At 68.6% G+C, this 12,617-nt stretch carries 13 protein-coding genes; 5 read left to right on the top strand and 8 right to left on the bottom strand.

What is annotated here, in order from left to right; all coding sequences use genetic code 11:
• Positions 1 to 14 precede the first annotated feature (14 nt).
• The 3 genes from EDL96_RS10350 to EDL96_RS10340 are packed head-to-tail and all read right to left on the bottom strand — an operon-like array spanning position 15 to position 2,896.
• On the bottom strand, positions 15 to 1,049 hold the full coding sequence (locus tag EDL96_RS10350) for an alpha/beta hydrolase family protein (RefSeq protein WP_158609585.1): 1,035 nt from the start codon (positions 1,047 to 1,049) through the stop codon (positions 15 to 17).
• On the bottom strand, positions 1,042 to 1,902 hold the full coding sequence (locus tag EDL96_RS10345; protein ID WP_123825824.1) for a sulfurtransferase: 861 nt from the start codon (positions 1,900 to 1,902) through the stop codon (positions 1,042 to 1,044). The genes EDL96_RS10350 and EDL96_RS10345 overlap by 8 nt, the downstream gene beginning before the upstream one ends.
• Positions 1,903 to 1,942: 40 nt before the next feature.
• Positions 1,943 to 2,896 (bottom strand): ArgP/LysG family DNA-binding transcriptional regulator, encoded by a 954-nt coding sequence (locus EDL96_RS10340; RefSeq protein ID WP_123825822.1) that lies wholly within the window; start codon positions 2,894 to 2,896, stop codon positions 1,943 to 1,945.
• A gap of 139 nt (positions 2,897 to 3,035) precedes the next feature.
• Between EDL96_RS10340 and EDL96_RS10335 the strand changes: the two genes are divergently transcribed.
• From EDL96_RS10335 to EDL96_RS10315, 5 genes are all read left to right on the top strand, one after another.
• Positions 3,036 to 3,641 (top strand): LysE/ArgO family amino acid transporter, encoded by a 606-nt coding sequence (locus EDL96_RS10335; RefSeq protein ID WP_233568841.1) that lies wholly within the window; start codon positions 3,036 to 3,038, stop codon positions 3,639 to 3,641.
• Between the two features lie 55 nt (positions 3,642 to 3,696).
• The gene (locus tag EDL96_RS10330; RefSeq protein ID WP_123825820.1) at positions 3,697 to 4,371 is read left to right on the top strand and encodes a dihydrofolate reductase family protein; all 675 of its coding nucleotides are present in this window, start codon (positions 3,697 to 3,699) and stop codon (positions 4,369 to 4,371) included.
• A complete protein-coding gene (locus tag EDL96_RS10325; RefSeq protein ID WP_123825818.1) occupies positions 4,347 to 4,694 on the top strand; it encodes a YciI family protein in 348 nt (115 codons plus the stop codon). Before EDL96_RS10330 ends, EDL96_RS10325 begins: the two co-directional genes overlap by 25 nt.
• Positions 4,695 to 4,961: 267 nt before the next feature.
• The gene (locus tag EDL96_RS10320) at positions 4,962 to 5,939 is read left to right on the top strand and encodes an intradiol ring-cleavage dioxygenase (RefSeq protein WP_123825938.1); all 978 of its coding nucleotides are present in this window, start codon (positions 4,962 to 4,964) and stop codon (positions 5,937 to 5,939) included.
• Positions 5,940 to 6,196: 257 nt separating this feature from the next.
• A complete protein-coding gene (locus tag EDL96_RS10315; RefSeq protein WP_123825816.1) occupies positions 6,197 to 7,492 on the top strand; it encodes a benzoate/H(+) symporter BenE family transporter in 1,296 nt (431 codons plus the stop codon).
• Between the two features lie 104 nt (positions 7,493 to 7,596).
• Here the strand turns inward: EDL96_RS10315 and EDL96_RS10310 are convergent, their stop codons facing one another.
• The 5 genes from EDL96_RS10310 to EDL96_RS14080 all read right to left on the bottom strand — a co-directional run bounded on the left by EDL96_RS10310 (position 7,597) and on the right by EDL96_RS14080 (position 12,502).
• Positions 7,597 to 8,781, bottom strand: coding sequence for a globin domain-containing protein (locus EDL96_RS10310; protein ID WP_123825814.1), 1,185 nt, complete (start codon positions 8,779 to 8,781; stop codon positions 7,597 to 7,599).
• A 150-nt stretch (positions 8,782 to 8,931) separates the two neighbouring features.
• Positions 8,932 to 10,311 (bottom strand): FtsX-like permease family protein, encoded by a 1,380-nt coding sequence (locus EDL96_RS10305; protein WP_123825812.1) that lies wholly within the window; start codon positions 10,309 to 10,311, stop codon positions 8,932 to 8,934.
• Positions 10,308 to 11,072 carry an ABC transporter ATP-binding protein gene (locus tag EDL96_RS10300; protein WP_123825810.1) on the bottom strand — a complete coding sequence of 255 codons (765 nt, stop codon included), beginning with the start codon at positions 11,070 to 11,072 and terminating at the stop codon, positions 10,308 to 10,310. The genes EDL96_RS10305 and EDL96_RS10300 overlap by 4 nt, the downstream gene beginning before the upstream one ends.
• Before the next feature lie 173 nt (positions 11,073 to 11,245).
• Positions 11,246 to 11,797, bottom strand: coding sequence for a hypothetical protein (locus EDL96_RS14085; protein ID WP_456073105.1), 552 nt, complete (start codon positions 11,795 to 11,797; stop codon positions 11,246 to 11,248).
• A gap of 69 nt (positions 11,798 to 11,866) precedes the next feature.
• Positions 11,867 to 12,502, bottom strand: a complete 636-nt coding sequence (locus EDL96_RS14080; RefSeq protein ID WP_456073103.1) for an iron-containing alcohol dehydrogenase — start codon at positions 12,500 to 12,502, stop codon at positions 11,867 to 11,869.
• Between the last annotated feature and the right edge of the window lie 115 nt (positions 12,503 to 12,617).

The raw sequence follows: 12,617 nt of genomic DNA, 5'->3' as shown, positions 1-12,617 counted from the left end.
GTCGTCGCCGCACGTCAACCAACCCCCATGGCCCCGACGCCGGATTCGGTCCCCGTGGGGAACACGGAGTCCAGGAAGGCCTTGCGCGCCCGGGCCCAGGGGTCCCCGTGCAGATCGGACCAGTCGTCGTGTCCCACACCGGGCAGGATCTCCCGCGCCCCGGGGTTCCCGGAATCGCGCAAGGCCTGGAAGTAGCCCTCGACCGCTTCGAGTGGGATGACCTGGTCCTCCGTGCCGTGCAGGACGTTGACCGGGATCCCCAGGGGCAGCCGGTCGATCGGGGAGGCAATGTCGTAGCGTTCAGGGTCCTCCTCCGGCGTGACCCCGCCCAGGAGGTCCCTGATCAGATCGCCGCCTTCAAAGTTCTCGGCCAGGCTGAGGTCGTAGAGGCCGGCCATGGAGGTGACGCTGCGGGCCTCGATCACGGGATCGGCACCCGGTGCACCCGCGGGGAGCTCGGACCTCCCGGCGGCCCAGGTCGCCAGGTGCCCGCCCGCACTGTGCCCCAGGAGGTGAACGTTATCCCGCTGCGGTCTGAACCGGCCCTGTTCGGCAAGCTGCGGAACGAAGTCGATGGCGTCCGACACGTCCTGAAAGGTCTCGGGCCAGCCTCCGGGCCCGTCCAGACCCCGATAGGTCGGGGCCCAGACGGCTAGTCCGTACCGGGCAAGGTCCTGGGCGATGTCGGCCATGTAGCTCGGCGAGGAGGCATCGTGCCAGGACCCTCCGTGCACCACGACGGCGACGGGGTAGGCGGGATCGATCTCTCCCCGAGACCATTCGGTGGGATCGGGGACGAAGAGCCACCCCGTCTGACGTTCTTCATCATCACCCCAGGTCAAACGGCCCCTGTCCACGGGCCGCCCCGCTCTGCGATGACCCGAGACCTGCCCGGAATCGACGGAGCCGGTGCCGACCGGCGTGGTGAGAGCAGCGGCGGCACCCGCTCCCAGCACCGTCACACCCGCGGCGCGCAGGAGATTACGGCGAGTCGGGCGAGCGGATTCGGGAGACGGTTGTGGCTGTGCGACGTCGGAGGCCTCAGGCACCCGTGACCACGGGGCGCTCGTCGGGGTCGTGGTCGGCCCGACCCCAGTCGGCCCAGGAACCGTCGTAGACCGAGACCTGCTTGCGTCCTGCCGCGACGGCGGCCAGCGCACCCACGCAGGCCGTGATCCCGGAGCCGCAGCTGAAGGTCAGACGCTGCCGGTCACCGACCGCGCCGGCGAGCCTGTCGCGCAGTCGCTGCGGATCGAGCAGGAACCCACCGGGGGCCAGTTCGGAGAAGGGCACGTTCACGGCACCGGGCATGTGCCCACCCCGAAGGCCCGGACGGGGTTCGGGGGCGGTCCCGGCGAAGCGCTCCGCGCTACGGACATCCACCACGGCTTGCTCGGTGTCCTGCAACCGGGCCGCGACGTCGGCGTCGTCGATGAACGCACCGTCGGTGATGCGCACGTCGGGGGCGGCAACGGGCTCCGGGTCCAGGTCCAACGGCGCCTCCGGATGCCCGGCGGCCACCCACGCGGGCAGGCCGCCGTCCAGGACGTAGGGCGTACTGACCCCCGTGGCGCGCAGCATCCACCAGGCCCGTGCGGAGGAGAACATGCCGGCCCGATCATAGGCGACCACCACGCTGTCCTGCCCGATACCCAGCCGACCCAGGCGCTGCGCGAAGTCACCGGCCGGGAGCATGGTGTGCGGGAGAGCGGAATCGGCGGACATCTCCCCGTCCAGATCGAAACGCCGGGCGCCGGGGATCCCCGTGTCCGCACCTCGGTGGTCCATGGCCGAGGCGTCCACGACCACCACCCGGTCCAGGTTCGCGGCCAACCATTCGACGGAGACGGTGGGGCCCTCGGGGAGGTCCGTGGATTCCGTGGTCTGGGCGTTCTGTGTCATGACCCGATCATCCCACCCGGCACCCCCGCCGAGCACCCGGTCACAGGTACATGTCGGCGTACTTGCGGACGCTGGCCTCGAGCCGGTCCAGGGCGGGCAGCGGCGTCTTCCAGCGTTGCAGGAAGAGGGTCACGGTGTCGTCCTCCAAACCGGGAACCCGCGCAAAGTCCTCGGTCACGGCCGCGAACGGTGACCGGGCCATTTGCAGGCGCGGCACCATCCCCCAGCCCAGCCCGTCGGCCACGGCACGGATGAAAGCCTCCGATGACGGAACCCGGTGTTCGGGGGCGGCACCGTCCGCCTGGACCCTCCGGAGCTGATGGTGTTGGAGGTCGTCCTTGTCGTTGAACACGACCACGGGCACCACGCTCAGGTCCAACGCCGAGTCCGTGCTGCCCTTGTCCCCTCCCCTCCCGTCGGCCTGGTCCGTCAGCCGGTCCAGGAGGGTGGCGGACAGGCAGGGTTCGTAGACCATCTCCCCGAGCGCGATGCTCCGGCACCCCGTGACCGTCCGCTCGGACGTGGTCACGGCAGCCGCCACGGTCCCGGCCTGCAGCAACGCGAGTGAGTGGTCCTGATCCTCCACGCTCAACCGCACCGTGACGGGTACCTGTCCGGGAGCGACGACGGCGGATCCCACCTCCGCGAGCACCGGCCGGAACCACGTGGCCAGGGAATCGGCATTGACGGCCACGGGCAATTGCCGCCGCCCCGTTGCCGCTCCCGGGCCGTTCGGGTCACCGCCCAGACCCAGGTGTTCCATGGCGTCGTTGTGGAGGGCGAGGACCTGGCGCGCCAGCCGCAACACCTCGGTCCCGGGCTCCGTGAGCCGGACCGGGACAACGCGCTGAACCAGCACGTGCCCCGTCTGGGTCTCGAGCGCCTTGATGCGCTGGCTCACCGCCGGGGCGGACACGTGCAGGCGCGCCGCGGCCCGGTCGAAGGTTCCTTCGTCCACCACCGTGACCAACGTGCGCAGCTGTTCGATGTCCATCGTGTGCCTCCTTGTGCGGCCGCTCCGTGGAGTTCCGCACGAGTTCCGCACGGCCCGCAGCATGATCTTAAGCAATTCTTTTTCTAGCGAAGAATCTTTCGCTGTACCACCGGTTGCCGTCGGCCTAACGTTCTTCCCCATGGGAATCTTTCTGACCGGAATGTTCGCCGGACTTGCGCTGATCGTCGCCATCGGCGCGCAGAACGCCTGGGTGCTGCGTCAAGGCATCAGGCGGGAGCACGTGGGCATCGTCGTCGCCGTGTGTATCGCGGCCGACGCCCTGTTGATCGGCGTCGGGACCCTGGGGATCGGAACCATCGTGGAACGGTTCCCGTGGGCGTTGGTGGTCCTGCGATGGGGCGGGGCCGCCTATCTGATCTGGTTCGCGCTCCAGTCCTTCCGGTCGGCCTTCGGCAACGCGTCCCTCTCCCAGGCCGGAGGCGCAACCGCCGCCAAGTCCGCGGGGACTGTTCTGGCGACCACCCTGGCCCTGACCTTCCTCAACCCGCACGTGTACCTCGACACCGTGGTCATGTTGGGCAACCTGGCGAATCAGCAGGGAGCTCTGCGGTGGGTGTTCGCCCTGGGTGCCGCCACCGGCTCGGTGCTGTGGTTCACGGTCTTGGGCGTCGGCGCGCGAGCCCTGGCCAAGCCGTTGGATCGCCCGGGCACGTGGAAGGCGATCGACATCGGCGTGGGGCTGGTGATGCTGCTGATCGCGGTCAAGTTGATGGTCTCGGGGTGAACCACGGCAACGTGACCCGGCTTGCGTTGTCGGTGGCCCGGGCCACCATGGCTGCATGCCTGCACACACCTGGGACGCCACCGTCTTCGCCGGTCTGAGCGTCGACGGATTCATCGCCCGCACGGACCATGACATCGCCTGGTTGGAGGACCACCCCGCCGTCGAACACGCCGCCGCCCGGGCGCATCCGGATGTCCCGGACTTCGACTCCCTCCTGGCATCCGCGGATCACATGGTCATGGGTCGGCTCACCTTCCAGAAGGTGCTGGAGATGGGGTTCTGGCCCTACGACCCCCTTCAGGTGATCGTGCTGAGCTCGACCCTCGGTGACGCTCAGCCGCACGGTGTCCTGGTGGCGCGTGACTTCGAGGACGCGGTGGCACTGCTGGATGATCGCGGGGCGCGGCACGTGTACGTCGACGGCGGCAGGACGGTTCAGAGTTTCCTGGCCGCCGGGCTGGTCACGCAGGTGGTGGTCAATTACGTCCCGGTTCTGATCGGCTCGGGCATTCCGCTGTTCGGGGCGCTTCCCGCGGATCTGCACCTGGTGCATCGTGGCACGGCGACCACCGCATCCGGCATGGTCAGCACGTGCTACCAGGTCCTAAACTCTCGTCCGGATTCGCCGCACAGCGCCTCGATCGCATCCTCCGTCCCGACCACGTCTGGTTCGGAAGAAGGACCGGCCAGCACAAAGGAAACACCATGCCCCAGTTCTTCATCTCCGTGAACCACACCGACGACGCCGGCCTGCCCGAAGGCGTGAGCATGGAGGAACTCCACGGAGCCGTGATGGCCTTCAACCAGAAGATGCAGGACGAACAGCGCATCGTGTTCATCGGCGCACTCGAGCAGCCGGCCACGGCCGCCAAGCTCGTGGATGCCACGTCGGGAGAGACCACCGTGACCGACGGGACCGCAAGCGGTGCCCCCGTCCAGCTGGGCGGCTTCTGGATCCTGGAGGCCACCGATGCACAGGAGGCCCAGGACCTGGGTGCTCAGGCCTCGGCTGCCTGCCGCCAGGCGGTGGAAGTTCGTCAGATGCAGGGCTGAGGCCCCCACCCGGCTGACGCGCCCCCACAGGCACAGCCTGATCACAGGTTGACGCACCCGCCACCACAGGGTGCGCCCCTACCTTGAGTCTCAGACCGGGCCGCCGGGTGTCACTCCGCGCGGCTCAGACCATGACCCAGAGCAGGAGGCGCACCCGTGCTGTTCCGAAAGTCCCACCCGTCCCAGGAGATCCAGACCGCCGCGGAGCACCCGGCCACCCCGGAGGAGCAGGAGCCGGAGACCTACACCGACCCCTTCGGCATCGAGATGCAGGTGGTCGACGGCAAGCACACCTACCAGGGCCGCGAGCTTCCTCGGCAGGACGAGGAAGTGGTCGACCAGGGCCTGGGCTTCGACATCCAGACCCTGGTCAACCGGCGCAGCGTCCTGTCGGCGATGGGCCTGGGAGCCGCCGCCTTCGGGCTGGCCGCGTGCGCTCCGACGTCGTCGTCCGGCAGCAGCTCCTCGGCGAGCGCCACCGCGACCGGATCCGCCACGGGGTCTGCCACGGAGTCTGCCTCCGCGGATGCCACGGTGGACGTCGATTCCGAGATCCCGGACGAGACGGCCGGCCCCTACCCCGGTGACGGTTCCAACGGTGCCGACGTCCTGGAAGAGTCCGGGGTGGTCCGCAGTGACATCCGTTCGAGCTTCAACGGCCCCACGGGCACGGCCGAGGGTGTCCCCATGACCCTGGAGCTGACCATCGCGGACATGGCCAACGGCAACGCTCCCATGAAGGGCGCCGCGGTCTACGTGTGGCACTGCAACCGCGACGGCGAGTACTCGATGTACTCGGAGAGCATCGCCGAGGAGAACTACCTGCGCGGCGTGCAGATAACCGACGGTCAGGGCAAGGTCACGTTCACCAGCATCTTCCCCGCGACCTACTCGGGACGCTGGCCGCACATCCACTTCGAGGTCTACCCGGACGAAGCCTCGATCACGGACTCGACCAACGCGATCTCCACCTCCCAGGTGGCCCTGCCGCAGGACGTGTGCGACACGGTCTACGCGACCACGGGCTACGAGCAGTCGGTAACCAATCTCTCCCAGATCACCTTGGACTCCGACAACGTCTTCGGTGACGACGGCGGCGCGAGCCAGCTGGCCACGGTGACCGGCAACGTGTCCAAGGGCTACAAGGTGGCCCTGACCGCCGGTGTGGACACCGGGACGGAGCCCACGGGCGGCTCGATGCCTGCCGGTGGCGGGGGCGCGCCCATGGGGGCACCCGGAGCCTGACCTCCCAACGGCGGATAAGGGCGACAGAGAAAGGCGACAGAGAAACCTGCGTGGATCGTACTGATTCACGCAGGTTTCTTCTGTTCTCAGGTATCAATCCCGGTGTTTCCGGACCCGCCTGGTGGCGACCCGGGGCCGAAGACTGGGGTCCGCCTCGCTTCCCCGAGTCCGCCCGGTCTGGTGAACTGACCGAGCGGCGGCACCGTGGCCGTCGTCGCACCACCCACCGGGTGGCCGCGGTCTCCGGAAGGGTGAGAATGCAAGCCGATCAGCGCGAACCGATCCTGGAACGGCCCGGGGTACGCCCTGCCGGGCCGCGGGCCGTCTTGCGCGACTGGGCGCCGGTCTACGGCATCAACGGGCTGATCGGCCTGGTCTTCTCAGCGTCCGGTCCGATTGCCGTGACATTGGCGGTGGGTGCCGCCGGTGGCCTCAGCGACGGGGAGCTCGCCTCCTGGGTGTTCGGGATCTTCCTCTCGGCAGGTTTGGCAACGGTGGTCATGTCGCTGATCTATCGCCAGCCCCTGGGTTTCGCGTGGTCCATCCCCGGGACCGTGCTCCTGGGTCCCTCCCTCCAGCACTTGAGCTTCGCAGAGGTGGTGGGGGCCTTCTTCACCACGGGCGTCCTGGTCCTGGCGTTGGGCGCCTCCGGGGTGGTGCGCAAGGCCATGGCCTTCATCCCCATGCCGATCATCATGGCCATGGTCGCCGCGGTGTTCCTGCGGTTCGGGACGGACATCGTGAGTTCCTCCACGGAGGCTCCCCTGATCGCGCTTCCCATGGTGGCCACGTTCGTCCTGTTCTCAGCGGTTCCCCGACTCGGCAAGGCCGTCCCACCGGTTCTGGCCACGCTGCTGGTGGGGGTGTCCGTGGTGGTCCTCAGCGGGCAGTTCACGTTCGACGCCGCGGGCCCCGTTCTGGCCCAGCCGCAGTTCACGGCCCCCGAATTCACGGTGGCGGCCCAGCTAGAACTGCTCATTCCCCTGGCCATCACGGTGCTGGTGGTGCAGAACGGGCAGGGAATCGCGGTGCTGCGTTCAGCGGGGCACCAACCGCCCATCAACATGTTCGCCGTGGCCTCGGGTGCCTTTTCCGTGCTCAACGCCGCGGTGGGTGCGGTCAGCGCGTGCGTCACCGGCCCCACCAACGCTCTGCTCACGACCTCCGGCGAGCGCGAGCGGCAGTACACGACCTCCGGCGAGCGCGAGCGGCAGTACACGGCCGCCCTGACCTACGGGGTGTTGTCCCTGGTGTGCGCCTTGTTCGCACCGGCCTACACCCGATTCATGCTCGCGACGCCGGAGGCCTTCATCCTGGCCCTGGGCGGGCTGGCCATGATCAAGGCATTGCAGAACGCGTTCGTTGCCGCGTTCGCCCACAAGTTCACCTTCGGTGCCCTGGTGACGTTCGTCGTCACCGTGTCCGGACTGGACCTGTTCAACATTCACGCGGCCTTCTGGGGCATCGTGATCGGCTACGTCACGTCGCGGCTCATGGAGCCCGCCGACCACACGGGTCTGAACGACCCGCACCGTAAAACGATCGACCGGTGAGTTCCTCCACCCACGAGCGTGCATGGGCGGGACAACTCACCGGTCAGTCGGTTCACTCCACGGATGATCGGTCCTCCGGTTTCAGGCCTTCGGACCGGTCGGCGTCAGGCCGCCTGGACACGTGCGGCGTCGTCGTGCAGCATCCACAGGTCGGGGCCGAAGATCTCGTAGCGGATGTTCTGGCCCGGAACGCCGGCCGCCACCAGGGCGGAACGTGCGTCCTGCATGAATCCCAGGCGCCCGCACAGGTACACGTGTGAGTCCGGGGAGACGTTGAGCTCAGCGAAGTCCGGGCGGCCCGTGTGGTCGCCTTCCAGGGACTTGGTGGTCCACCGCTCCAGGGAGCCGTTGCTCAGCTTGGCCACGGCCTCCTGCTGTTCGGACAGCAGTGGGGCGTCCGCGTCGGTCGGATCCACGCGGATGGCACGGACTTCCCGGGTGGAACCCTCCGTGGCCAGGTTGTCCAGGAAGGACACCATGGGCGTCACACCGATTCCGGCGGACAGGAAGACCAACGGGGCCTCCGAGTCCGTGAGCACCACGTCGCCGTACGGGTTGGAGATGGGCAGCTCGGTACCGACCGGGAGTTCGTGCAGAACGGGCGTGACCTCACCGTCCATGTCCTTCTTGACCGCGATCCGGCGCGTGCCCTCCTGGCCGGGGATCAGGGTGAACTGACGGGGCTGTTCGATGCCGTCGGACATGCGCACCTTGACGCTCACGTACTGGCCGGCAATGGCGGGGGTCATGGGGGTGTCGTCGGCCGGCTCGAAGGTGAACACCACGGTGCCGCCGCCGGTCTCGGTCCGCTCGGCCAAGCGGAACGGCGCGAAGATGACGTCGTTGGCCTGGCTCGCGTACAGGCCACGCTCGAGCTTGAGCAGGGCCTCGGCCATGAGCCAGTAGACCTCGTCCCAGGCTTCGCCGATCTCGGGTGTGAGGGCGTCACCGAGGTCCGCGGCGATCGCACCCAGCAGGTGGTCATGCACGATCTGGTACTGCGGCTCCACGATGCCCAAGGAGGTGTGCTTGTGGGCCACGCGGGAGAGCAGTTCGTCCGGGTAGGAGTCCGGGTGGGTCAGCAAGTGCTGAGCGAAGGCGATCACGGAACCGGCCAAGGTCAGCGGCTGAGCGCCGGACTTCTGGTTCGCGCGGCTGAACACACCGTCGAGCAGTTCGGGGTGCGCCTCGAACATCGACTGGTAGAACTTGGGCGCGATCTCCGGCAGACGCTCGACGATCACCGGCGCGGTGGCCTCGATCAGCGGCTTGGACTTCTCCGAGAGCATGGATCCTTCTTCCTCGGGTTCGCACCCGACGATTGGTGACAGGCCGTCATTTGCCAGCCGGACTGGACGCTACGACCGCTACCCATCGTGGGCCTTGACATCGATCAAGCTCTGGTCGAGTTGCCATGCGTTGCCAGGCCGGAGTCAAGGTCACAGGACCTGACCCACGGGCTCACGGACCGCCGTCGTGAGGGAGGACCGCGTGAGCAGAACCGCGAGAGGCACCATGAGAATCCCCAGCCCAAGGACGACGGCAGCCGCGCCCACGCTGGTGGGTGACAACACCAGGCCGACGCCCAGGACCGGGGCCTGCACCACCACGGCGCTGACCAGCGCCACGATCAAAAGAGCGCGCATGGGGCGGGTGACCGCCATGCGACGGACCCGATCGACGCTGCCGAAGGGCATGCCCACGAGGTCCAGGTTCCGCCACACGTCCCGTCGGTCCGCGACGGCGGCGGTCTGGTCGATCATGACCGCGCAGGCCACCGTGAAGAAGCCGAACAGGACGGTCAGCACCGCACCCGTCCTCATGTCCGCGACCAGGTGCTCGACGCCCGGCTGGCCCGAAGTCTGGGCCATGACCGCGAGCCCGCCTCCCACCGTCACGGCCACGAAGGCCAGCAGGACCACGGACTGTAGCTGGCGCCAGGCGGCCCGCGGGTCGGACAGGATCATGCGCGCGGCCACCAGGTGCTCGGGTGACTTTGCTTTGCGGTGCATCCGCCGTCCGGAACGGGCCACGATCCAGGGCCCCGCGAAGGCCATCGCCATCATGGGCACGCCGAACAGCACGGCACTGCCCACCAGGGCCACCCCGATCTCCGGGAGGCTCAGGGACTCCCGCCACAGGAGCACGACGGCCACCAGGGCGATCACGGGGACGACCGCTCGCAGCCAGTGCATCTTCGGCACGTCCCGTCGAGTGCGGACAGCCAGCGGGGAGATGGAGATTCTGCGCAGGCCGACGGCGGAGCTCACGCCTGCCAGGAGGATCAGCAGGGCCCAGCAGAGCAGAATCACCGGAACGGGCAGCACCATGGCCCCCGCGCCGATCTGACGTCCGTCGACGTGCAGCAGACCCAGGACGGGGATCAGCAGGGCGTAGAGCCCACCTCCGATCACAACACCCAGGGTGGCCTGGGTAACCGCCTCCCCCAGGATCAAAGCCGAGAGGGTTCGGCGGGGCGCCCCCAGCAGCCTGAGCCCGGAGAGCCTGGAGTCCTTGCGGCGGGTGGAGAGTCTGGCTGCCGCGGAGGCCAGGTTGATCAGCGGCAGCGCCAGGATGAACAAGGCCACCGCGGAGAGGATCCGATAGGTGGAGACCATGCCTGGAGCTGTGAACTGGAACTGCCAGTACATGACCACGCCGGCGATCACGGAGACCAGCAGGCCGCTGACCAGTGCGTAGGCCGTCACGGGCAACGCCCAGGACCGGTGATCGGCCGCGCTCTTGCGGGCGAACAGCGTCAGAACGGGCAGCGGGGCTTTGGGGAGTCGACCCGGGTGGACGGTCGTCAGGGCTTTCACGGGGCCACTCGCTCGCTCGTCGTCCGGGCCGCGCCGGCGCGGGGTACGTTCAAGTCAGCAGCCTCTGAATCGGCCGCTTCTGAATCGGCGACGATGCGGCCGTCGCGCAGCCGGATGGTGCGCGCGCACCGGGCCGCCACGTGCTCGTCATGGGTGACCACCACCAGGGTCGCGCCGCGTTCGGCCGTGGACTCCAGCAGCGCCTGCAGGACTTCCGCGGAGGTCACGGAGTCCAGGGCGCCCGTGGGTTCATCCGCGAAGATCACCTCCGGCCCGCACACCTGGGCACGGGCGATGGCTACGCGTTGGGCCTGCCCGCCTGAAAGCTGTCCCAGACGCCGGTCCCCCATGCCCTCCAACCCCAGTCGGTTCAACCAGGCCGAGGCTGTTTGGTAGGCACTGGCGCGATCCACGCCCGAGAGCATGAGCGGCAGGGCCACGTTCTCCACCACGGTCAGCTCCGTGAGCATGAGCCCCGCCTGGAACACGAAACCGAAATGCTTGAGACGCAGTTCGGCACGCTGTTCCGCGCTCATGACGTGCACTGCCTCTGCTCCGGTGGCGCCGTGGAAGTACACCTCCCCGTCCTGCGGAACGTCGATGCCTGCCAGGGCGTGGAGCAACGTGGTCTTCCCGGAACCGGACGGGCCCATGATGGCCACGGACTGGCCCCGATGAATGATGAGGTCCAGGTGATCGAGGGCTGCGGTGGGCCCGTAGAACTGACTGAGATTGACGGCTTGCAACTGTGGATGAGTCATGGCTCCACAGTGCTCGTTGGCCCCTGCCCGGCACATCGCCCGCCGGGATGGACTCCGGCCGCACCACCTCATGCCGGGGTCGCATGCCCTCCGTCCGTGACCGCCCGGAGCGTCATCCCCCGGTCTGAGGTGGCGGCCCTGTCCGGGACCGCGCCCGCCCTGCGCTCAGGGCGTCACCCGTCCAGGCGGTACGGCGAGCGCGGCAGGTCGCCCCGTTGAGCATCCGTGAGCAGGCGTTCCAGATCGGACTCGCCAACCGTCACGGGGTTCGACGGCGGCACCACCGCGGCCACCCGACATACGGCCTCGGACACTTCGGTGGCCACCAGGCCCAGGGGCTCGAGCGCATCCGGGGCATGGACAGCTGCGCGCAGGTCGAGCAGTCGGGTCAGGGCGGTCGCCGGGCCGGCGTCGTCGTTCCTGTCGCCCGTGCCGCCGCCCGTACCGCTGTCCTTGTCGTCGGTGGCTCCCAACGCGGTGGCCAGGCGCCCCATGACCTCCGGGGTCCCCGGGCCGTTGAGCGCCAGGACGTAGGGCAGGACGACGGCGTGGGTCTGGGCGTGCGGCAGGCCGAAGGTGCCGCCCAGCGTGTGACAGATCTTGTGGTGCAGCCCCGACCCCGCGGAGGCGAAGGCCACCGCGGCCAGGTAGCAGCCGTACAGCGCCTGCTCCCGCGGGTGCCGCGCGCCCGCATCAGCCGTGATCCCCGGCAATGCGCGAGCCAGCGCGCGGGCTCCCTACAACGCCAGCGCCTGGTTGATCGGATCAGCCCGCGGGGCCCACAACGAATCCACTCAATGTGCCAGGGCGTTGAGGCCGGAACTGACGGCAAGGTCCACGGGAAGGGTCATGGACAGGTCCGCGTCGTACACCACGCTGACCGGGAGGACCTGAGGCGCATTGCCCGTGGTCTTGGTCCGGTCCTCGGTGATACCCCACATGTCCGTGGCCTCGGAGCCGGCGTAGGTGGTGGGCACCGCGATCAGCGGGAGGCGGGAGGTCAGTGCCACGGCCTTGCCCAGACCGATGGCCGATCCGCCTCCGATGGCCACCAACAGGTCAGCCTGGCCCTCCCGTGCACGACCCCGCGCCCGCTCGGCGAGGTCAGCGGGAACGTGTTGGGCGACGTCGGTCCACCGCACAGAGACTCGGTTGTCAGGGACCAGGCGCTCGGAGGTCTGGGCGTCCCGCGCGCTGCTGATGACCATGACGCGGCGCGCGTCCAGCCGATCGAGTTCCTGGGCAATGTTTTCGGCCGCCTTGCCGGAGCCGAACAGGACGCGTTGGCCCAGGGTCACGTGGTGAAAGGTCAGCGCATCTTCCTCCCCTCCCCGGCTGGGTCCGCCGGGTGCGACACCCGCTGCGGGGCCGCCGTCGTCCTGCTGAGGAGTGCTGTTCGAAGTGCCTGGGAAATCCGGGGTTGTCACCATCGCCGCCTTTGCCGTGGGACCGTGCGCTCGTGTGCGCATGTTAGATCTCAACCTAGCGCCCGGCCCGTCCGCCCAGCCCCGAACGTGCTGTTGACTTGATCGAAACGCACGGCTG

Origin of the sequence: Kocuria soli (genome assembly GCF_003797835.1) — a bacterium.
Taxonomy (GTDB): Bacteria; Actinomycetota; Actinomycetes; order Actinomycetales; family Micrococcaceae; genus Kocuria; species Kocuria soli.
The sequence above is the reverse complement of the archived record's forward strand: the minus strand, read 5'-3'. Positions and strand labels throughout refer to the sequence as shown.